Annotated in this window: 15 protein-coding genes; 8 read left to right on the top strand and 7 right to left on the bottom strand. The window is 54.3% G+C overall.

The window, feature by feature from the left end; translation table 11 throughout:
- Positions 1-27 precede the first annotated feature (27 nt).
- A complete protein-coding gene (locus QKW35_RS13780) occupies positions 28-1,785 on the top strand; it encodes a bifunctional protein-serine/threonine kinase/phosphatase (protein ID WP_282353952.1) in 1,758 nt (585 codons plus the stop codon).
- A gap of 378 nt (positions 1,786-2,163) precedes the next feature.
- Here the strand turns inward: QKW35_RS13780 and QKW35_RS13775 are convergent, their stop codons facing one another.
- Positions 2,164-2,322: a thrombospondin type 3 repeat-containing protein gene (locus tag QKW35_RS13775; RefSeq protein WP_282353950.1), complete on the bottom strand. Its 159-nt coding sequence runs from the start codon at positions 2,320-2,322 to the stop codon at positions 2,164-2,166.
- Between the two features lie 194 nt (positions 2,323-2,516).
- Between QKW35_RS13775 and QKW35_RS13770 the strand changes: the two genes are divergently transcribed.
- The 5 genes from QKW35_RS13770 to QKW35_RS13750 all read left to right on the top strand — a co-directional run bounded on the left by QKW35_RS13770 (position 2,517) and on the right by QKW35_RS13750 (position 9,389).
- Positions 2,517-3,914, top strand: coding sequence for a sodium:solute symporter family transporter (locus QKW35_RS13770; protein ID WP_282353948.1), 1,398 nt, complete (start codon positions 2,517-2,519; stop codon positions 3,912-3,914).
- Between the two features lie 522 nt (positions 3,915-4,436).
- Positions 4,437-5,705, top strand: a complete 1,269-nt coding sequence (locus QKW35_RS13765) for an NAD(P)/FAD-dependent oxidoreductase (protein ID WP_282353947.1) — start codon at positions 4,437-4,439, stop codon at positions 5,703-5,705.
- A 13-nt stretch (positions 5,706-5,718) separates the two neighbouring features.
- Positions 5,719-8,214: a nitrite reductase large subunit NirB gene (nirB, locus tag QKW35_RS13760; RefSeq protein ID WP_282353945.1), complete on the top strand. Its 2,496-nt coding sequence runs from the start codon at positions 5,719-5,721 to the stop codon at positions 8,212-8,214.
- Between the two features lie 34 nt (positions 8,215-8,248).
- Entirely contained in the window at positions 8,249-8,596 is a 348-nt protein-coding gene (gene nirD, locus QKW35_RS13755; protein WP_282353944.1) for a nitrite reductase small subunit NirD, read from the top strand.
- 325 nt (positions 8,597-8,921) lie between these two features.
- Positions 8,922-9,389 carry a DUF6942 family protein gene (locus QKW35_RS13750; protein WP_282353943.1) on the top strand — a complete coding sequence of 156 codons (468 nt, stop codon included), beginning with the start codon at positions 8,922-8,924 and terminating at the stop codon, positions 9,387-9,389.
- 93 nt (positions 9,390-9,482) lie between these two features.
- Here the strand turns inward: QKW35_RS13750 and QKW35_RS13745 are convergent, their stop codons facing one another.
- Positions 9,483-11,264, bottom strand: a complete 1,782-nt coding sequence (locus QKW35_RS13745; RefSeq protein WP_282353942.1) for a TolC family outer membrane protein — start codon at positions 11,262-11,264, stop codon at positions 9,483-9,485.
- 312 nt (positions 11,265-11,576) lie between these two features.
- Between QKW35_RS13745 and QKW35_RS13740 the strand changes: the two genes are divergently transcribed.
- The gene (locus tag QKW35_RS13740) at positions 11,577-12,266 is read left to right on the top strand and encodes a transglutaminase-like cysteine peptidase (RefSeq protein WP_282353939.1); all 690 of its coding nucleotides are present in this window, start codon (positions 11,577-11,579) and stop codon (positions 12,264-12,266) included.
- Positions 12,267-12,311: 45 nt separating this feature from the next.
- Here the strand turns inward: QKW35_RS13740 and QKW35_RS13735 are convergent, their stop codons facing one another.
- The 5 genes from QKW35_RS13735 to QKW35_RS13715 form a co-directional block, all read right to left on the bottom strand.
- Positions 12,312-16,700, bottom strand: coding sequence for a retention module-containing protein (locus QKW35_RS13735; RefSeq protein ID WP_282353935.1), 4,389 nt, complete (start codon positions 16,698-16,700; stop codon positions 12,312-12,314).
- A gap of 254 nt (positions 16,701-16,954) precedes the next feature.
- Positions 16,955-17,578 carry a response regulator transcription factor gene (locus QKW35_RS13730; RefSeq protein ID WP_282353933.1) on the bottom strand — a complete coding sequence of 208 codons (624 nt, stop codon included), beginning with the start codon at positions 17,576-17,578 and terminating at the stop codon, positions 16,955-16,957.
- Between the two features lie 3 nt (positions 17,579-17,581).
- Positions 17,582-18,943 carry an HlyD family type I secretion periplasmic adaptor subunit gene (locus tag QKW35_RS13725; RefSeq protein WP_282353931.1) on the bottom strand — a complete coding sequence of 454 codons (1,362 nt, stop codon included), beginning with the start codon at positions 18,941-18,943 and terminating at the stop codon, positions 17,582-17,584.
- Positions 18,940-21,069: a type I secretion system permease/ATPase gene (locus QKW35_RS13720; protein ID WP_282353930.1), complete on the bottom strand. Its 2,130-nt coding sequence runs from the start codon at positions 21,067-21,069 to the stop codon at positions 18,940-18,942. Before QKW35_RS13720 ends, QKW35_RS13725 begins: the two co-directional genes overlap by 4 nt.
- A gap of 104 nt (positions 21,070-21,173) precedes the next feature.
- Positions 21,174-21,350, bottom strand: a complete 177-nt coding sequence (locus tag QKW35_RS13715) for a hypothetical protein (protein WP_282353929.1) — start codon at positions 21,348-21,350, stop codon at positions 21,174-21,176.
- A 45-nt stretch (positions 21,351-21,395) separates the two neighbouring features.
- Here QKW35_RS13715 and QKW35_RS13710 point away from each other — a divergent pair, with 45 nt between their 5' ends.
- Positions 21,396-22,136: a glutathione peroxidase gene (locus tag QKW35_RS13710; protein ID WP_282353928.1), complete on the top strand. Its 741-nt coding sequence runs from the start codon at positions 21,396-21,398 to the stop codon at positions 22,134-22,136.

The following is a 22,136-nucleotide window of genomic DNA, read 5'->3' as shown; positions in this document are numbered from 1 at the left end:
CAACACCAAGAATAAAAGAGCACGATGATGACCAGCCAGCAGCCACCCCGCACGAAACTCAGCGTCCGCTTCGGCGGCAAGTCGATCGCCGGTGTAAAGGCGATCAACCAGGACGCCTTTGCCGCGCAGCAGCCTGATGGGATCGACCTGGAGTTTAAGGGCGTGGCCGCCGCCATCGCCGACGGTGTCAGCAGCTGTGCCGAATCCCATATCGCCAGCCAGACCTGTGTCACCGGCTTTATCCAGGATTATTTCAGTACGCCACACAGCTGGAGTGTTAAACACTCGGTGTCCCGTGTCCTCACCGGCCTGAACAACTGGCTGCATCAGGAAAACAGCCAGGCGAGCCGGGAGAAGGACAGCATGCTCTGCACCTTCTCCGCGCTGATCATCAAATCCAACACCGTGCACTGGTTCCATGTGGGCGACTCCCGTATCTACCGTTTTCAGAACGGTGAACTGGAACTGCTCACCAAGGACCACACCCGCCGTGAAGCGGGCCGCAACTACCTGGCCCGCGCCATGGGTGGCGATCAGCATCTGGAAGTGGATTACAACTCCATGGTGCTGGAACCCGGCACCCAGTTGCTACTCACAACCGACGGCGTGCATGAATTCCTGAAGTCTTCCCAGATCAGCCAGCGCCTGTCGCAAGGCGGTGACCTGGAAAGCTGTGATTTGGAAAGAACGGCCGCCGATCTGGTGCAGATGGCGATGGACAACGGCAGCGATGATAACCTCACCGCCCTGTTGCTGTCCGTGGATCAACTGCCGCAGGAAACCCTGGACGAGAGCCACAACCGCCTCACCCAGCTGCCGATCCCACCGGTACTGGAGGTGGGCAACAAGATCGACGGCTACGAAGTACTGGATGTAATCTTCAGTGGCACCCGCAGCCATATGTATCAGGTGAAGGATCTGGAAACCGGTGAGCACTATGTGCTGAAAGCCCCCTCCATGAACTTCAGTGAAGATACGCTCTATCTGGACGGCTTTATCCGTGAGGAGTGGGTCGGCCAGAAGATTGACCACCCCAATGTGATGAAAACCTTCTGTCCTACACGGGTGAAACGTTTTCTCTACTACCTGGGTGAACATATCGAAGGGATGAGCCTGCGCGACTGGATCAACGACCACCCCGAACCGGGCCTGGACGAAGTGCGCCGCCTAGCCACACAAATCATCCGGGGGCTGCGCGCCTTCCAGCGTGCCGACATGATCCACCAGGACCTGAAGCCGGAAAATATCATGATCGACGGCGACGGTCGGGTGAAGATTCTCGATTTTGGCACCGTGCGAATCGCCGGCATCGAAGAGATGAATTCGCCGCTGGATAAGTCGGTGCCACAGGGATCGGTCAACTACGTGGCGCCCGAATACCTGATGGGCGAATCCGGTACCTTTCGTGCAGACCTGTTCTCGCTGGCGGTGATCGTCTACGAGATGCTGACCGGCAAACTGCCGTTTGCCGAACGCAGCGTGAAGCAGGTACAGATCAGTCACTACTCGGAATTCAGCTACACCCCGGCGATTCAACACCGGCGCGATCTACCGCTGTGGATGGAAGGTTGCCTGCGTAAAGCCCTGCAACCCAATCCTGCCAATCGCTACGACGCCCTGTCGGAGTTTATACAGGATCTGACTGTCCCCAACTCACAGCTGGAAGCCAAAGTACGCCACCAGCCGCTGCTGGAGAAAAACCCGACCCAGGTCTGGCAGGGCATCGCCGCGATTTTACTGCTGCTCAATCTGGTGCAGCTATTCCTGCGCGATGGAGCGGGTTAGGGCTCAGCGCCTGCGCCGCATTGTTATTGAAGGTTAGTTTGATGCCATCAGACAACCTCACACCGTTAACAAAGGCCAGACAGATACGGACACGGAAACGCTGAGCCACACACTACATCCAGTCTCATTTGAAGCAAGCCATTATGAACTGAACCTTTGGCATCAATACCGTAGTTGTCGGCCATTACGTTAAGCGCCCTTTGCAGTGCGTTGCAACGATCCACCGAATCCACAACCCAAAGGCGACATCAAGTGATGTATCGTCAAGAGCTGGCGATTGATGCCAGGTGGTACATTTGAGGCGATGTTTTGACTGAAAAGGCAAAAGTCTTCTTGAGTAGGTAAGGCTTTTACGTTTGGTAGGAACTAATTGGCTTCTTATGGAATGACAGGGCAGCCCTTACGATCTAATGGCTCAGCACTGTCATCAGGACATTTATCACATTTATTTTTCAGACCATCACCATCCCGGTCATCATCACGAACATCACCAATACTGTCGCCGTCTAAATCAGCCTGATCGGGATTCGGATCCAATGGGCACCACCCTTATGTTTCCGTATTTGAAAACTTAGCATGAGGTATTGTGTATTTATTGAAACAGAGTACTCATTTGATACTGTCTTGGCCCAACTGACAAAGGGGTCTACATAAGGGACACTGATGTCAGGCTCGTGGCTCATTACGTATTAATTCAACTTCGCTCGATAAAAATAACTAAGGAGCTGCTTATGAGTATCGACGTCATCATCGTGTTGGCGTATCTGGCGCTGATGATCCTCTGTGGATTTATTAGTATGAAACGGGCCAGTGGTAGCACGTCCCAATACCTGGTTGCCGGTCGTAGCTTGCCGTTCTGGGTGTTCTTTCCCTGCCTCGCGGCCGTCATTCTGGGTGGAGGCTCCACCTTCGGATCCGCATCCAAAGCCTACCAATATGGTCTCTCCGGCGCCTGGCCGACTTTGATGTTCGGTTTAGGGGTTGTGGCCATCGGCCTTTTCCTAGCACGCAAGCTGGCGCGTCTTCGGGTATATACGCTAAGTGAGATGCTAGAGCGCCGCTATGCCCATGGAACACGCTACGTAAGCGCCGTGGTCAGTTCCTTCTATACTGTGATGATCGCGGTGGTGCAGATCGTCGCCCTGGGTACGGTCCTGAAAGCCCTGCTTGGCTGGGATATGAATACCGCCATCGTGGTCGGCGGACTGATCACCATGGTTTACACCATGATGGGCGGTATGATCGCCATCACCGTGACTGACGTCGTTCAGTTTGTGCTGATGACTATCGGCATACTGATTCTGATTCCCACCGGGGTTGATAAAGTGGGCGGCTGGGAGGAACTGGTGGCGCAGGTTCCGCCGGAATTCTTTTCCATGACCAACGTCAGTGGTGAGCGGATGCTGGCTTACGTCCTGTTGCTGTTCCTCGGCATCATGATCGGCCAGGAGATCTGGCAGCGGATGTTCACCGCCAAAACCGAAGATATCGCGCAAAAGGGCGCTTTGGCGGCTGGGGGCTTCTCCATCTTCTGGGGACTCTCCATGGGTATCTGCGGCATCCTTGCTTATGTCCTGGTGCCAGGGCTGGAAAACAGCTCCGAAGCCTTGCCTCAGTTGGTGATGGAGGTCCTACCTGTGGGCGTCAGCGGCATCGTCCTGGCGGCGTTGATGTCGGCACTGATGTCGACCGTGGACTCCACTGTGCTGGGGGCTGCGACCTTGGTTACCAACGACCTGCTACGGCCGATTTTCAATCTGGATGACGAAGCCGAGATGAAGGCTTCCCGTTACGCCACGGGTGTTATCAGCCTGGTCGTGATCGCGCTGGGGGTCTGGGTCGGTGATGTATGGACTGCATTGGATACCGCTTACGCTTATCTATCCGGCTGTATTTTCGTCCCGGTAATGGCCGCCTTCTTCTGGCCAAAAGCCTCCTGGCAGGGCGCGCTTTCCTCCATAATCGTCAGCGCCATCGTGGTCACGATATCGATCTTCTTGACCGGCGTTTCCGCGCTTGAGCCGATCATGTATGGCATGCTCTCCGGCTCTCTTTCCATGATAGTGGTAAGCCTGCTGGTAGGCGGGCCAAAGGAGAAGGAGCTGGCCGCTTGGAATGAAGCGGGATAAAAACTACTAACTATTTTTCGAGGCAATCAGAATAGTCTATTGCAACCAGCTGCTCCCCCCCCAGGGAACAGCTGGTTTTCATTTTCATATGGCTAAGAGCCACCTAATGAGCACCTGACCCCGCGATGGCTTTGTACCGTAAGCGGACGCTATCATCGCCCCCCCCCCCCACTACCCTCGCACAATCTGGTGCACCCCATCCATAGCAGTGCACGGTTTTAGTTCACTCCACTCTTTGCTCACGGGCTAAAACCCATCCAAAAACACATGAAAAATTAAATTTTTATTTAATTTCAATAACTTAAAAAAGTTGGCACCACTCATGCTAACTACCTAAGCAAAAATAAAAACAAGAAAACCCGGTTAAGACCGTTAGCGCTACTCCCGCTGACCCTTAAGCCAAAAATAAAAATAAAATCTCACTCACTCATGAACAACGGCGTTCATCCACCCCAGCTTTCCCGACTGGGGTTGATGAACGCCTTTTTTTTGGCCTGAAGAAAGGAAGGTTTGAGAAAGACCATGAAGAAAGAGCATCTGGTGATCATCGGCAACGGCATGGCGACCGGGCGACTGCTCAGCGAAATTACTGCGCTGGATGCAGACCGTTACGCCATTACCGTGTTCGATCAGGAACCACACGGTAGCTATAACCGGATCATGCTCTCGCCTGTTCTCGCCGAGGAGATGACGGCCAAGGAGATCGTGATCCACCCTACCGCTTGGTTTGCACGCAATAACATCACGCTGCATACAGACGATCCGGTGATCAGCATCGACCGCGACAACCAGTGCGTGACAAGCCAGCGAGGAGAGGTGGCCTATTACGACAAGCTGGTGATCGCAACAGGGTCAGAACCGGCCCTGCCCGCTGCGGTACGCGACTGCGAACTTGAGGGCATCCTCAGTTTCCGCAATATGCGCGATGTAAAACGCATCAAAGAGCAGGCCAACAGCAGCGAACACGCGCTGGTGATTGGCGGTGGACTGCTGGGCCTTGAAGCGGCGTACGGTCTGCGTAAGCAGGGCATTGACGTGACGGTGCTGCACCGGGGTGAGTGGTTGTTGAACCGTCAGTTAGACGAAGCGGCAGGCAAGTTACTGCAGGCCGAGCTGAAAAGACGTGGCATCCACGTGCTTCTCGATAAGGAGGCATTGGCATTTAAGGGTGAAGGCCATGTCTCCTCAGTACTGCTGTCTGACGGCAGCGAGCTGCAGGTTCAGCAGGTGGTCATCGCAATCGGCATCGTGCCACACGCCGAGCTGGCAGAAGCTGCGGGGCTAGATTGCCAGCGGGGTGTGCACGTGAATAACCGTATGCAAACCAGCGATCCCCTGATCTTTGCCCTGGGTGAATGCTGCCAGTACGGCGATGACACCTTCGGCCTGGTGGCGCCAATCTGGGATCAGGTGCGTGTATTGAGCAACCTGCTCTGCGACGACGGCAGCCACCGTTTTGCGGTCAACCCAACCGCCACCAAACTCAAGATCTCCGGCATCGATCTTTACTCTGCCGGGGAGTATCTGGACAGCGAAGACACCGATGCAGTGGTCTTCAAGGACCGCTTCAACGGGAGCTACAAAAAACTCCTGTTCCGCAAGGACCGCCTGGTTGGCGCGGTGATGTACGGCGATGTACAGGACGGCAACTGGTACTTCGACCTGATCCAGGAACAACAGACTATCCGGGCGATCCGCCCACATATCATTTTTGGCCGCGCTTTCTGCGAGAAAAAGAGTGCCGACGCAGGCACCGAAACCGAGCGCACAACCATTGCGGCAGCTTCTTAAGAGGACCTCACCTATGAGCAAACAGAAATTAGTTGTAATCGGTAACGGGATGGTGGGCCACCACTATCTGGAAAACCTGGTGGAGTCTGGTTTCGCCGAGCAGTACGAAATCACCGTGTTCTGTGAAGAACCCCGTCTCGCCTACGACCGTGTGCACCTGAGCGCCTACTTTGACGGCTCCAGTGCTGACGATCTGGCGATGGGTACGCCAGCCCAGTACGAGAGCTGGGGCCTGAACGTACGCGTTGGCGAAAAAGCTGTCGCAATCGACCGCGATAACAAAACCGTCACCGCCGCCAACGGTGACCTGCTGAGTTACGACAAACTGGTACTGTCCACCGGATCTTACCCGTTTGTCCCACCGGTTCCTGGCCATGATCGGGAAAACTGCCTTGTCTACCGCACCATCGAGGATTTAGAGGCTATTGAAGCCGCTGCCAAGGGATCCAAAGTGGGCGTAGTAGTCGGTGGCGGTTTGCTTGGCCTGGAAGCGGCAAAAGCCTTGCGTGATCTGGGAATGGAAACCCACGTAGTGGAGTTTGCCCCCCGTCTGATGGCTGTACAGCTGGATGAAGACGGTGGTCAGCTTCTGCGCAGCAAGATCGAAGGCCTGGGTGTAAAAGTACATACCAATAAAAACACCCAGCTGATCGATGATGGCGAATCCGCAATGCACCGTATGAATTTCGCGGACGGTGAAAAGCTGGAGACGGATCTGATCCTGTTCTCCGCCGGTATTCGCCCCCAGGACGAACTTGCCCGTCAGAGTGGACTCGAGATAGGCGAGCGTGGCGGTATCGTAGTGAATAATCACTGCCAGACCTCCGATGAAAGCATCTACGCCATCGGCGAGTGCGCCCTGTGGAATAATCGAATCTTCGGTCTTGTTGCGCCGGGCTATTCCATGGCCAAGGTAGCTGTCTCCCATATGCTGGGCGGCACTGAGGAATTCACCGGTGCCGATATGAGCACCAAGCTGAAACTGCTGGGCGTGGACGTAGGCTCCATTGGTGATGCCCATGGCATGACGCCAGGCGCGATCAGCTACAAATACTCCGACGATGCGGCCGAATCCTACAAACGCATTATCGTCTCCGAAGACAAGAAACACCTGCTGGGTGCGGTACTGGTCGGCGATTGCAGCGAATACGACACCCTGCTGCAGTACGCGCTGAACGGCATCGAGCTGCCATCCCACCCGGAAAGCCTGATCCTGCCGTCACTGGACGGTGCCGCTGCTCCGGCTCTGGGCCCGGATGCGCTGCCTGAGACTGCGACTATCTGTTCGTGCCTGAACGTGACCAAGGGCCAGATCTGCTGCTCCATCGATGAAGGCGCGACCGACGTCGGCATGGTGAAGGGAGCCACCAAGGCGGCGTCCGGTTGTGGTGGTTGTGCCGCCCTGTTGAAAAGTGTGGTGGATAACGAGCTGGAGAAACGCGGCGTCGAAGTCAGCACCGACATCTGTGAGCACTTCCCGCATACCCGCGAGGAGATCTACCACATCATCCGTGTGGAAGGGATTCGCAGTTTCCAGGAGTTGCTGGAGAAACACGGTAAAGGCCTGGGTTGCGACATCTGCAAGCCTGCCGTCGGCAACATGCTGGCCTCCTGCTGGAACGAACTGATCACCAAAGAAGAGCATGTTCACCTGCAGGACACCAACGATACCTTCATGGCGAACATGCAGAAGAACGGCACCTACTCCATCGTGCCACGTATCGCCGGTGGCGAGATCACTCCGGACAAGCTGATTGTACTGGGTGAAGTGGCGAAGAAATACAACCTCTACACCAAGATCACCGGTGGTCAGCGTGTCGACCTGTTCGGCGCACAGCTACACGAACTGCCGCTGATCTGGGAAGAGCTGATCGCAGCCGGCTTTGAAACCGGGCACGCCTACGGTAAGTCCGTCCGTACCGTTAAATCCTGTGTCGGCAGCACCTGGTGCCGCTACGGCGTGAAGGACAGCGTAGGCATGGCGATCAACATCGAGAACCGTTACAAGGGCCTGCGTTCCCCACACAAACTGAAGTTCGCTGTCTCCGGCTGTACCCGTGAGTGTGCCGAAGCCCAGAGTAAGGACATCGGCGTCATCGCCACCGAGAACGGCTGGAACCTCTACGTGTGTGGTAACGGCGGTATGAAACCGCGTCACGCCGACCTGTTCGCCACCGACCTGGATGACGAAACCCTGATCAAGTACATAGACCGTGTGCTGATGTTCTACATCAAAACCGGTGACCGCCTGCAGCGTACCTCCGTCTGGATGGACAACATGGAAGGTGGCCTGGATTACCTGCGTGATGTGGTGATCAACGACTCCCTGGGTCTGGCCGAAGAGCTGGAAAACCAGATGGCCCACGTCGTCGAAACCTACGAGTGTGAATGGAAAGCCACCATCAGCGACGAAGAGAAACTGAAGCGTTTCCGCACCTTCGTCAACGAAGAGGGCGGCGACCCGCAAATCATCAACATCATCGAACGTGATCAGATCCGTCCGGCCTGATCCGGACTGAGCAAACTATAGAAGGAGATTTCAGATGAACAGTGCAACTCATATCGATTGGAAAACCCTCTGCTCCCTAAGCGATCTGGTACCGTTCTCCGGTGTCGCAGCCAAGATGGGCGATGCCCAGATCGCCCTCTTCTACCTGCCTGGCCAGGAGAAGAGCCTGTTTGCGGTGTGCAACCATGACCCGGTCAGCAACGCCAACGTCATCGCACGTGGCATCATCGGCGACCTGAACGGCGAACCGGTGGTGGCCTCCCCCCTGTACAAGCAGCATTACGCCCTGAAGAGCGGCGAGTGCCTGGAAGACGAGTCCCTCTCACTGCGCACCTTCCCAGTGCGCTTGAATGGCGAACATGTGGAAATCATGAACGCCTAAATAACTACAAGCAATGTCCCCCATTTTTTACGGCCGTCTTCTGACGGCTTTTTTTTGCTTTATTGTCAGATAGCGTAGTACCAATAAATCGACTCCATTGTAGGTTGGCTATCGCGCAGCGATGCCCAACACTTAATGAGCTAGTTTGAGTCGATATGTTGGGCATTGCTTTGCGATGGCCAACCTACGCATCTATTATGCGATTAGGATCTCTTCGCAGTCCTTAGCTGAGCCGAAAAGAGATAACCCCGTACCCCATTGCACCCCAAACACTCAGACCGCTACCATACTCGCCAACTAGAAACGCGTCGGGAGAGAAAGGCACGTGATCAAAACCATGGGCGCGGCCAGCGCTTCATTCACCTTGTACCTACCCAATCCACCCACGGAGATCCCGCCGGGGATGGACCTGACCCGCCCCGACATCGCCCAACTGACCGAACTGAACGGAAACCACTGGCGCAAGATCTTCACCATCCTGGCCAAGCTTGCTGCCCCCAACGACAACTGGCGGGAGTACCGCGATCAGCAATTGCTAAAGCATGCTGAACAGATAAATTTTGGGGACGCGCTTGAGGATCGACAGGGTTGGCACCTGGTAGCAGGTAAGGCCAGTTGGCAACGCTTGGGGTTTACCGACGACATGGACCAGCCGCATGACATGCAGCCGCTGGATGAGAATGGGCGAATTTACATAAAGGACCGCATTGTACTGGTCCCCTACCCTGACTATCGCCAGCTTCCCAACCAGTTGATCGAGCAGATCAGGGTAAGGTTACATTCCCCGTATTAACAGACAACATGCACAGCGAACACACCGCTGACAGACAGAAAAAAGCCCGCCTTGATATCAAGACGGGCAGGAGGAGAGTCAACGTCCCTCACGCTATTTGGGTTTATCTACCACCATATCTACGCGGCGGTTGAGTCGTCTGCCATCGGCGGTTTTATTGGTCGCCATTGGCTGACTTTCACCATAACCAACCACCTTCAACCGTTTTGGATCCACGCCGTGGTCGTTAACCAGACGGTCATACACCGCCTTGGCACGGCGCTCCGACAGCCACTGGTTGTATTCATCGGTACCTGTAGAGTCGGTATGGCCTGCAATGACCGCATCGGTTGATGGGTTATCTGCCAGGTACTGAGCGGCATCTTTGATATCTTTGTCATAGGTATTGACCAGTTTCGAAGAGTTCAGCTCAAACTTCACATCCATGCGGAAGGCGAGTTTATTGCCCTCCACCTCGCGGAAGCGGGCATCTTTCTCCAACAGGCCGGCGATCAGAGCATCCTTATCGATCGTTTGCTGCACCGGCACTTCCGGCGGGCAGCGACCAAAGGCATCCGCTTCGGGATCACGTTCCATCATCACACTGGCGCCGTCTGTACCAGACACATCAAAGGATGAAACCAACTGGCCCATAGCAGCCAGGGTACGTGCCTGCGCCAGCTTCAGGTTGTGTACGGTATTAACGTAGGTACGCTGAACTTCGAAGTATTCATTTTCGGTATCCAGCAAATCCAACAAGGTACGCTGGCCGATATCAAACTGCTTGCGGTATGCAGTCCGCGCCTTGGCGATCGACGCTTGGTTGCGGTTCAAATATTTCTCTTGCTCAGTCAGGGAGCGAATATCATTGTGCGCAATGACAACCTGCTGACGCACATCGCGGCATACCTTGCGACGCTGGTGAAAGGCGGAATCGATCAAACGATCATACTGGCGTTGACGGGCGCTGTCTGAGCCACCGTTGTATAGGTTGTAACGCATAACCAGTTCAATCGCTTCTTCGTCACGCTCAACATCAACGCCGTCAGTGTAATCCTCAATCTCTTTACGCAAGCGAAGGTCTAACCGTGGCAGCATGGCCGCATCTTTGTTTTTACGCGCGGCGTGGGCGGCAAGCATATTTTCCTCAGCCGCACTGATATCCGGGTGCATCACATAAGCAGTGTTCAGCGCATCGATGCGAGAGGCAGGAATCAGCTCCAGATTAAACGCAGGATCTTCCAGTTGCTCCATCGGCAGCACACCGATAACCCGCTGAAAACGGGCACTCACGTCGTGCAGGTTGGTTGCTTCCGTCAGCAGATTTGACTCTGCCAGTGCCAAACGAGCGGTGGCTTGCTCAAAATCGACACGACGTCCGATACCTGCATCGGTACGGCGCTTGATGTCGTCATAGACATCCCGATGTTCGACGTAGTTTTGTTTCGCCAACTCCACCAACTTCTGGTAGCGCAGCACATCGAGATACGCACGGGTGGTTTCCAGTGCTACGTCTTCAGATGTTTTTCGGAATTCGTAGTAGCGGACCTTACTGAGGTGGTCCAGTCGATCCACTTCATTTTTGGTGGCAAACCCATCAAACAACATCTGGGTTAAGCTCAAGCGAACGTTCCATGGATCGTAAGAAAAAGCAGGCTGATCATCCCGGTCCAATCGTTCATGCCCGATCTGCCCTTCCAGGTCGACGCTAGGGTAGTAGCCGCCCTTGCCGACGCGTTTTTCTTCTTTTGATGCTTCAAAGTTATACCAGCTGGCTTTCACCTCGGGGTTACTTTCAACCGAACGCTGGACAGCATCGTTGAGAGATCCGATGGGTTCTGCCCGTACTGGGGCTGCGAAGACAACCAATGCAGCCAGAAAGAGACGATAGTTCATTTTCCAACCTGCCTTTAAGTAAATACTCCCCAACAACTGTTCATCAATTGAACAGATGACCGTATATTTCAAGGTAGACGACAGCTGAGTGTAAAGACAGCTTTACACACAAATAATTGAGGATTATTTATTCAAGAAACGCTAGAATCGGCCGATAAATGAACAGCAGTTACACCAAGGCCGTGCTCTGATTGTTTAAAAACACAAAACAACCGTTTACTTTTTAAACGTTAGTACATCCGGTTTTGTAGTCAGTACCACAATTTCGACTGTTTCAGCTTGCTGAAGGAATTTAAGTCAGGGGTAGTATTTGTGCGTCAGAAAATCGGACGATGGGCCGCGGTTCTGTTTATTCCGCTGCTAGGACTCTGTGCGAGTGGACCTTTATTTGCTACGCAAACTCACGGTGCATCAAGCCATCTTTTGCATCTACAAGAAATTGCAGTAAATCGCTACGGCCTGTCGGCAGCGGCTTCTGTAAATCGCTGGCGCAGTCTGTTGAATGCCAGCTCCGACCTTCCTGAGCAGGAAAAACTCAAGCGTATCAACCAGTTCTTCAATCTTCACGTGTATTACGATGAAGATAAACGTATTTGGCAAAAGTCGGACTATTGGGCAACGCCCCTGGAAACCTTGGTACAGGCACGGGGAGATTGCGAAGACTATTCAATCGCCAAATATATATCCCTGCGTTTACTCGATATTCCGGAAGATAAACTCAAGCTAACCTACGTAAACCTGTATCCGGTTATCGGAGATAGCAGTAAAAAACAAGCACATATGGTTTTGGCTTATTATCCCGATGAACAATCCGAGCCGTTGTATCTGGATAATCTGCAGGGACAAATTTTACCGGCATCAAAACGCCCCGAACTAAAACCTGTATTCAGTTTTAATGACAGCGCGATGTGGGTAGATGGTGAAAAAACCAGTGTAAAGCCATCTGTACAGCTCAGTCGCTGGCGTGACGTGCTGAATCGAATGCACAATGACGGCATGTAATACACATGCCGTCATTGGTTTTTTGCACTCACTCAACCATCTTTGTTACACATCGGTGATCAACGTACCGTTAGTCACCAGATCCTGAATCAGTGATGATTGGTCAACAACGTTGTTCACAGTGTAGGCACTGACCAGGTCCACGTTTTCCATCACGATCACCTGCTCCACGTCACTCGCATTGTAGCCACCGGCAAAATCACCGTCCGTGCTGATATGCAGTTCGGTATCGCCCTCGCCATTCAGCTCGAAATGCAGGAAGTGGGTCAAGTCACCACCGTCCTCGCCAACCAGCAGCGTACTGATATCAAGCACATCACCGCCACTGGCAGGCAAACTGGCGTCGAAATCAGCGATCACATCGTTGGCTGGCGCGCCTGCCGCGCCACCATCATTGAGTGTCCAGACAAAGGTATCCGAACCCAGTCCTCCAATCAGTGTGTCGTTGCCTGCACCACCAATCAGCGTATCGTCCCCATCATTACCGGAAAGCTGATCATCACCTGCCAGACCGGTGAGTACGTTCGCCTCTTCGTTACCACCCAGCGCGTTATTATCGCCGTCACCGGTCAGGTCGTCCGCAGTACCACTTACGTTGATATTGATGGTGTCGGTGGCAGTATCCTGATCACTGTCCGTTACGTTAAAGTCGCTGCTGATACTGAAGTCCTGTGCCTCAGTCAGATAGTTTACGGTCAACTCATTTGGCACCAGCTTGTATTCGCCGTCGTCGGCTTCGAAGACAATGAAGGTGAATTCATCCAACCCCAGATCAGAGGCGTTAATTACCACCGTATCGCCGTTGGACACTGTCACCACGTTGCTGATGCCTCCCGCAGGCAGGTCATCGTAGGTAAAGCCATCTACACCCAGGTTATCAAACTCAGACGGCTTAACACTGTAGATGGTGTAACGCAGCTCTGCCGTGTTATTCCCGGTAATATCAACCTGAAGGCTCATGCTGGTGACGTTTTTGTCGAAGTGCATCAACAATTGGTCTTCCTGACCTGCATCGGAGTCAACATCCTGTCCTGTGCCTACCCCCATTGTATTGGCCGTCGTATTGACCGTATTGAGCACATATTCATTGGTATCATCATCAAACTCATAGCCGTAGAACAGGGTCTGGATCGGATCTTCCAGGGCACCGTTGGAGGAGAGCCTGAAGCTATCGGAGTTACCGCCGGACAGATTCGACGCAATTCCGATTTCAGATGCAACCGTCTGAACAGCCATGTATTGGTGATAGGTGTATGTAGACAGATCGTCGTTCAGCGTCAGCGTGAAGACGGTAGTATCGTCGGCAAGCTTACCGGTGATAGTTTGCGTCTCGTTGTCGGTGGTAATGATTACCGGTTCATCATTGGCGTACAGTTCAACACTGGTACTTACGGTGCCCCAGCTGAAACTTTCCGGACTGTCGGCCGAGGAGTCCACACTGATTGCCCCTACGATCTGCCCCGCTCCGTTTATACCAGAGCCATCAGAGACAGAAAGGATCTCCGGTTTATCGTCGATCTGGCTGATTGTCAGCGAACCGGGTGCAGAGCTGTCACCGTCGCTATCTGTCGCTGTCACGATGAAGGAGACACTGTCGATATCACTACCGGGATCATGATCAACCGGGTTAAGCAGCGTGTAGCTGTAGGAGATATCCCCGGTACCAGCGTTATAACCGGTAATTACCAACTCTTCGTCTGCGTTACTGACAACAGTCAGCGGTGAAATCGCTGACGCTGTAGCTAGCTGTACCGCCGTGAACGTCACACCGGCAATGGTGACTGAAGCCAAACCATCCTGGGCGGTCACCTTAAAGCTGCCGTTTGCGGTTTCGCTGCTGTCAGCAACGGAGAGCAAGCCAACATCATACACCGCAAGGCCGTTGCTACCGGTGAAGTCGATGGTAACGCCGTAATCCTCTTCCACATCGATGGTCACTGTCGCAGCGTTGGATTCCAGACCGGTGGCGTCTTTCACGGTGTAGGTGAAACTGTCTGCGCCAAAGTAGTCGGCATCCGGCGTGTAGGTCACTTCACCGGTAACTGGATCCACACTGACAGAACCATTAGCCGGTCCAGACTGGATAACCACGGTGGTCGGATCGATATCGTTTTCCGGATCGGTGTCATTATTCAACACATCGATTTCGACAAAGCTGTTCTCCTTAACGCTGGTGCTGTCATCCGCTGCCAACGGTGGATCCGCTACCGGATCTACCGTGATATTGACGGTCGCCACATTGGACTCAAGACCGGTGGCATCCTTCACGGTATAGGTGAAGCTGTCCGGACCGTTGTAGTCGCCATCCGGCGTGTAGGTCACTTCGCCGGTTACGGGGTCCACCGCCACGGAACCGTTGCTAGGGCCGGACTGGATCATCACAGTGGTTGGGTCGATATCGTTTTCCGGATCGGTATCGTTCGCCAGCACGTCGATGGTGACCGCCACATCTTCATCGGTGGTCACGTTATCATCGGCCGCCACCGGTTTATCGGCGACCGGCTCCACGGTGATATTGACGGTCGCCACATTGGACTCAAGGCCGGTGGCATCCTTCACGGTGTAGGTGAAGCTGTCCGGACCGTTGTAGTCGCCATCCGGCGTGTAGGTCACTTCGCCGGTCACGGGGTCCACGGCCACGGAACCGTTGCTCGGGCCGGACTGGATCACCACCGTGGTTGGATCGATATCGTTTTCCGGATCGGTATCGTTCGCCAGCACGTCGATGGTGACCGCCACGTCTTCATCGGTGGTCACGTTGTCATCGGTCGTTACCGGTTTATCGGCGACCGGGTCTACAGTGATATTGACGGTCGCCACGTTGGACTCGAGGCCGGTGGCATCCTTCACGGTGTAGGTGAAGCTGTCCGGGCCGTTGTAGTCGCCATCCGGCGTGTAGGTTACTTCGCCGGTTACGGGGTCCACCGCCACGGAACCGTTGCTCGGGCCGGACTGGATCATTACCGTGGTTGGGTCGATATCGTTTTCCGGATCGGTATCGTTCGCCAGCACGTCGATGGTGACCGCCACGTCTTCATCGGTGGTCACGTTATCATCGGTCGCCACCGGTTTATCGGCGACCGGGTCGACAGTGATATTGACGGTCGCCACGTTGGACTCGAGGCCGGTGGCATCCTTCACGGTGTAGGTGAAGCTGTCCGGACCGTTGTAGTCGCCATCCGGCGTGTAGGTCACTTCGCCGGTCACGAGGTCCACGGCCACGGAACCGTTGCTCGGGCCGGACTGGATCACCACGGTAGTTGGATCGATATCGTTTTCAAGATCGGTATCGTTCGCCAGTACGTCGATGGTGACCGCTACGTCTTCATCGGTGGTCACGTTGTCATCGGCCGCCACCGGATTGTCAGCAACCGGGTCGACAGTGATGTTGACGGTGGCAGGTGAGGAGGTATTCCCTTCATCATCCTGTACGGTGTACTGGAAACTGTCCGGGCCGTTGTAATTTTCATCCGGTGTATAGGTAACTACTCCGGTATCAGGATCAACAGAGGCTGTGCCATGGTCCGGTTGGGTCACAATAGTGACGGTTGTTGGATCGATCTCCCCATCTGGATCTTCGTCATTCGCCAGCACATCGATATCAATCGGGGAGTCTTCGTCGGTGCTCACCTGATCATTCACGGCAACCGGAGGTTCTGCTACCGGGGTAACCTCAATGGTCACTGTGGCAGGATTGGAGGTGTTACCGTCTGCATCCTGAACGGTATATTGGAAGCTATCCGGACCGTTATAGTTGTCATTTGGCGTGTAGGTCACCGCTCCCGTTACAGAATCGACAACTACGGTGCCGTTGGATGGCAGGGAGGTGATGGTCACGGTGGATGGATCAAGGTCTCCATCAGCATCGGTATCGTTCCCCAAAACATCAATCAGAACGCTGCCATCTTCATCCACCGAAGCACTGTCGGGTGCTGCAACCGGGGGTTGGCCCTCTTCGAGATTGATGAGATCCGGAGTGTCGAAGTCAAAAAGGAACTGGGTAAACCCTTGACCACCAAAACCCAACCCTTCGACATTTTCGACTATCCGCGCAAGACGCACGAAGCTGTGACCCTCGCCACCTGCTGCACCAGGACCTGCGGCTGGTGCGGGCAGCACCTGAGTCGGATCCTCGCCCGCTTCCAATGCACTTAACAGGGCAGCCACCGTTGGGTCGGTAATGCTTTCCTCTTCTGCAAGGGCCGTTTGATCGGACAGCATCTCTGGCGACAAGGTGACCTCTACCGGTTCACTGAATGTCATCTCGGTGCCATCCACCATTTCGAGATCAGCCCGCCCGGCGGATGGAAGTATCACATCCCCGGCTTTTAGCTGATCGCCCACTTTCAGTAGTCGGGACTGTCCCTCAGCGTTACGTACAAAAACTTCACCGGTAACAGCTTTTACAGTCGCAATGGGGGTATGGTTGGACATGTTGTAGCTCTCCCTACGAGGCCTGATAAATCAATCAATGGCCTGATGACACGTCTAGCGCGCCAGAGCGGAGTTTCGCTCAACATAGATGAATCGATACAGCTGATTTTCCCCGTCAGTTCTCCAGTCAGGAGAACGCCTCCGCTACCTGGACTCCCTTACGTACTGTTACTTCCATTCGCGTTATCAGGTTTTTTCAGCTTAAAAGAGTGGAATTTTTAGATACTGTACCCCAGGTACAATATGAACAATTTTCAAGCAACAGTCGACTCAATCTGATTCAACATCAACACCAGCTGAATACGATCGCGGGCACCGGTTTTGCTAAAAATTGATGCTAAGTGCGCTTTAACCGTGCGTTCGGTGATATCCAGCGAGCTTGCGATCTCGCGGTTTGTCGCTCCATGGGCGACTTCGTGGGCAACCATCATTTCTCGTTCGGTCAAGCGATCGGCAAAAGGAAATTCATCGTGACCGGGCACATGGGAAAAATGATGCGCACTCAGCTGCAGAACCTTCTCGATAAACGACGCCCCTACCCAATACCCACCGTGCTCCACGACCAACGCAATCTCCCGCAGTTGGTTGACCGCTGCCAGAACATGGCAGTAACCGCTGGCGCCGGAGCTAAATACCCGGATCGCTTCGTCGTCATTGGGCACATTGGATAGCACGATGATCGGGTTCTTCAGAACCTTGCACTGGGCAAGCCACAGCTGACGGTCTGCCGGTGTGAGACTTGTAAAATCAAGCCATACGCAGCCCCTACCTTTGGCGAGGTCCCTGATGTCTTGGGGAGATCGCACGGTAATGGAATCCGGAAACGCTTCATGCCAGCGCACCGGTGACAGTGTTTTCTGACTCACAAATACATGCATCGTTTATCGCTCCGTCAACGCATACTCTTTCGCACGCAGTACCGGTTTCAGAAGATAATTCAGAATACTTTTCTTCCCGGTCAGGATATCCACCTGTGCCACCATGCCGGGAATGATGGGTTTACCTTCCCCCAAATCCGGCTTCAGGGTGCGCACCCGAACGAGATAAAACGGATTGCCCTGATCGTCGAGCACTGTATCCGCACTGATATGCTCAAGCTGGGCGTCCAATCCGCCGTAAACAATGAAGTCATAGGCGGTAAACTTCACCAAGGCATTCTGGCCTGGTCGCAGGAAAGCGATATCCCGAGGACTGACCTTCGCTTCCAACAACAGTGCGTCATCCAATGGAACAATCTCCACGATCTCGCGCCCAGGTAACACCACACCACCAATGGTGTTGTAGTAGAGACGTTTAACCGTGCCTTTTACCGGTGACCGGATCGCCGTTTGCTCGACACGATCGGACAAGCCACGCCCAGTCTCGGTCAGGGTATTGATCCGTGCTGTTGTACGAGAAAGCTCCTCCCGCACCTTGTTCTTGAACTCAAGCGCCACTTCATCCTGCTTATTGGTCGCTTCTGCAATGGCGGCATTGAGCCGTTGTAGCTTGGCCTGGGCCTGCTGCCTTTCTCCGCGCAGGCGGGAGACTTCCCTGCGTAGTTTCAGCAGGTCGATATGCGATACCGCGCCGGACTCAAGCAAAGGCTCGCTGGCATTCAGCTCTTCGAGGGCAAAATTGTAATCCCGGTCCAACTGCGCCCTTAGCGCCTGTGTTTCCCTTCGCTCCTCTTCCCGTTGTCGTACCTGACGGTCGGCGATGTTTTCGGCCGCTTCCAGTTCAGCCAGGCTGGACGTATACAGTGCCATCTCCTGGGTAACGACGTTGGGTGCACTTGCGCGTAAAGCATCACTGGGGTTGAAAGCGCGCTCTTCAGAGATGGCGCGCAAGCGCTCGGCCTTTACCTGCAATGCGGTCAGCTCAGCTTTGTTTTCCCTAAAGCTGGCAACAGAACGGGTAGGATCAAGTTTCACCAGCAACTGGCCTGCTTCTACCCTCTGGCCTTCAACCACTGCCAGTTCAGTCACAACACCACCATCCTGCGACTGGATAATCTGGACCTGCCTGGACGGGATAACCTTACCTTCGCCACGGGTAACCTCATCAATCTCGGCATAGGCGGCCCAACCAAGCAGCGCTATCACTACCAGCGCCACCACATACAACAGGCGTCGCGCCCGCAGTGGATTCTGCTCAAGCATGCCGCGCTCGGCATCCTCCAACCAATTCAGGCAGGCTGCATCATCAACCGGGATGCTCTGCTCAAAGCTACGATGAGTATGCGACGGCCGCTGATAACTCATAACGCCCTCCCGATGCGGCCCTTGCGTAGCGCATCCATCACGTTGTCGCGTGGACCATCAGCGACGATACAGCCCTGGTCGAGCACAATGATGCGATCCACCAGCTGCAGCATCGACGTACGGTGGGTGGTCAACAGCAACGTTTTTCCCTTCGAGTAGGCCTGCAGCTGCGACAGAATGGCCGCTTCAGAGGTGTGATCCATTGAACCCGTTGCTTCGTCCAGTAACAGGATCTGTGGCTCATGGATCAGTGCACGGGCCAGCGCAACAGCTTTGCGTTGACCGCCTGACAAAAACTCCCCCCGCTCCCCAACATTCATATCAAAGCCCTGGGGGTGGCGGTTAATAAACTCACTCAGATCCGCGATCTGAACGGCACGGTCCAGATCCGCCTGTGATACCTGATGATTGCCTAACAGGAGATTCTCGCGCAGGGTGCCATAAAACAGCGTCGCGTCCTGCGGCACGTAACCGATCTGGTGGCGTAGCTGGGCCGGGTCTATCTGGCGAATATCGATATTATCCACCATTACCGCACCGTCAGCCGGTTCATAGAGCCCCATCAGCAATCGATTCAGCGTGGTCTTGCCTGACCCCACACGCCCCAGAACCGCAACATGCTCGCCGGGCTCGAGTGAAAAGCAGATGTCATCCAAAGATGCCACGTCAGCCTCCGGATAGGAGAAAGACACATGCTTGAACGCCAGCGCCCCCCGCAACGCCTCACGGTTGGAGAAGTTTTTCCCCGCCGGCCGCTCAACCGGCTTGGCCATCACTTCGTTCAGCGCCGTCAGGGCGGTACGTGCATTGTGATACTGGGTTAACAAACCGGCCACCTGACTGACCGGCGCCATCGCACGATTACTCAGCATAGTGCTGGCAATCAGCCCACCCAGCGTGAGTTCGCCCTCCGCGATCAGGTACACGCCCAGAACGATGATGCTGACGCTCACCAACTGCTGGCACCAAAGCGCCACGTTTAGGTTACTGTTGCCCAGCAGGCGCAGTTGCACGCCGATACGGTCCAGGAAAGCGGCAGCTTTCTCCCAGCGTCGCTGCATCATCCCCTCGGCGCCCATGGACTTCAGGGTATCGAGACCTACCAGACTTTCGATCAGCACCGAACTGCGCATTGAACTGGCCCGGTACATACTCTCTGTCAGCTTGCGCATCTTGCGCTGTGTGGTCAGTGCATACAGCACCACCACCGCCAGGCCAACCATCAAAGGGATCACCATAACGGGCGCCACCCAACCGATAACGAGTACAAAAATCGCGGTAAACGGCAGGTCAATTAATGCGGTGAGCGATGCGGAGGTGGTGAAGTCACGAATCGATTCGTAGGAGCGCAGGTTGGCGGCAAACGCACCTACGGACTGGGGTTTATGTGCCAGCTTGAGGCCCAGTACCTGCTCCATCAGACGCACCGATAACAACAGATCAACCCGTTTGCCGGCGAGGTCCAGGAAGTAACCGCGCATAGTCCTCAAAAGAAGATCCGCACAGAGCACGATACCGATACCGATCGCCAACATCCACAAGGTCTCGATAGCACGATTAGGCACAACCCGGTCGTACACGTTCATCGCAAAGAGCGGCAGAGCCAGAGCAAAGACGTTGATAAAAAATGCCGCCACCAGCACATCCCGGTAGAGCCCAAGATTTTCAACCATCGCACTCCAGAACCAATGCCCTTTGGTTCCTGTACCAACCTGATCCGTGCGCCCATCAAAGTTGAAGCGTGGACGCGCGTAGATCAGTAATCCGCTATAACTCTCCTGCAATTGCTCGAGCGGAATCTCTTCGACGGTCTCTGACAATTCTGGAAAGACCACCTGCGCGTGGCGCTTATCCCTGCTCCAGCCCATCAGGACACAGGCTTCATCACCGTCCAGAAGTAAAATGGCTGGTAGTGCCCGCTTACGCAGCTGGTTCAGTGGTTTACTAAGAATCTTGGAGGCTAATCCGGCACGCGCTGCGGCCCGCCCGAACAGTGCTGGGGTAAGGTGAGATTGCTCCAAAGGCAATCCTGAGATCAGAGACTCACGGTTCACATCCTCACCGTGAAAAGCGCTCAGGACCAACAGGCACTCAAGCAAAGGATCAATATCTATCTTTGCATCCATAGCCACTCCAATTGCCATTGACCGCCAATCCTAAAGTGCGGTTATGCTTTTCAATCTAGTAGAACTATTTCGGCAAATTAGAACGATCTTGCGCAAACTCTGGACTATCCAGACTCAGGATAGTCGGCAGGAGTTTCGATGCGCCGGTGAAAAATAGCCTTTCGCGATAGCCCAGCCCACAGCACCTTTTGATGCATTAAACGATCAGGCCAGCCCGGTCCATAGCTTAAAACAATCAAAAACATATTTTTGTTTAATTTTATTAAAACACCATGTTTCATTAGTATTTCCCTATCGAAACGAACAACACCACGGAGATCAAAAACATGTTCCAGAATCGCGAAGGTCAGGCAGTCCCACAGGTAAGTTTCCCGGTACGTGAAGGCAATGATTGGAAAACCCTCACCACCGAGCAGCTGTTCAAAGGCAAAACAGTGATCGTTTTTGCGCTGCCAGGTGCGTTCACCCCAACCTGTTCCAGCACCCACCTGCCACGTTACAACGAACTGGCAGCGGTATTTAAAGCGAACGGCGTTGACGACATTATCTGTCTGTCGGTGAACGATACCTTCGTGATGAACGCATGGGCAGAAGACCAGAACGCCGAGAACATCACCTTCCTGCCAGACGGCAACGGTGACTTCAGCAAAGGCATGGGCATGCTGGTTGAGAAAAACGACCTGGGCTTCGGCAAGCGTAGCTGGCGCTACTCCATGCTGGTGAAAGATGGCGTTATCGAGAAGCAGTTCATCGAGCCAGACCTGCCGGGCGACCCGTTTGAAGTATCCGACGCAGACACCATGCTGGAGTACATCAACCCGAACGCCGAGCAGCCAAAGCGAATCACCATGATTACCAAGCCAGGTTGCGGACACTGCACCCGTGCCAAGAACGCATTGAACGCGCGCGGTCTGAAGTTTGAAGAGATCGAATTGGGCACCAATGGTGTGAGCTACAGCACGCTGACTGCAATCTCCGGCCAGGGCACCACACCACAGCTCTTCATCGACGGCAGCCACGTGGGTGGAGCGGATGAGCTGGAAGGCTGGTTGGCGGCAAACGCGTAA

The organism is Pontibacterium granulatum (genome assembly GCF_029961155.1).
GTDB classification, from domain to species: Bacteria; Pseudomonadota; Gammaproteobacteria; order Pseudomonadales; family Balneatricaceae; genus Pontibacterium; species Pontibacterium granulatum.
This window is presented reverse-complemented; position numbering and strand designations above follow the sequence as displayed.

Coding starts and splice junctions, on each gene's coding strand:
- QKW35_RS13720 (WP_282353930.1), bottom strand. CDS start 21,069: ATGGATGCAAAGATAGATATTGATCCTTTGCTTGAGTGCCTGTTGGTC.
- QKW35_RS13710 (WP_282353928.1), top strand. CDS start 21,396: ATGTTCCAGAATCGCGAAGGTCAGGCAGTCCCACAGGTAAGTTTCCCG.
- QKW35_RS13745 (WP_282353942.1), bottom strand. CDS start 11,264: ATGAACTATCGTCTCTTTCTGGCTGCATTGGTTGTCTTCGCAGCCCCA.
- QKW35_RS13770 (WP_282353948.1), top strand. CDS start 2,517: ATGAGTATCGACGTCATCATCGTGTTGGCGTATCTGGCGCTGATGATC.
- QKW35_RS13765 (WP_282353947.1), top strand. CDS start 4,437: ATGAAGAAAGAGCATCTGGTGATCATCGGCAACGGCATGGCGACCGGG.
- QKW35_RS13730 (WP_282353933.1), bottom strand. CDS start 17,578: ATGCATGTATTTGTGAGTCAGAAAACACTGTCACCGGTGCGCTGGCAT.
- QKW35_RS13715 (WP_282353929.1), bottom strand. CDS start 21,350: ATGAAACATGGTGTTTTAATAAAATTAAACAAAAATATGTTTTTGATT.
- QKW35_RS13780 (WP_282353952.1), top strand. CDS start 28: ATGACCAGCCAGCAGCCACCCCGCACGAAACTCAGCGTCCGCTTCGGC.
- nirD (WP_282353944.1), top strand. CDS start 8,249: ATGAACAGTGCAACTCATATCGATTGGAAAACCCTCTGCTCCCTAAGC.
- nirB (WP_282353945.1), top strand. CDS start 5,719: ATGAGCAAACAGAAATTAGTTGTAATCGGTAACGGGATGGTGGGCCAC.
- QKW35_RS13725 (WP_282353931.1), bottom strand. CDS start 18,943: ATGAGTTATCAGCGGCCGTCGCATACTCATCGTAGCTTTGAGCAGAGC.
- QKW35_RS13735 (WP_282353935.1), bottom strand. CDS start 16,700: ATGTCCAACCATACCCCCATTGCGACTGTAAAAGCTGTTACCGGTGAA.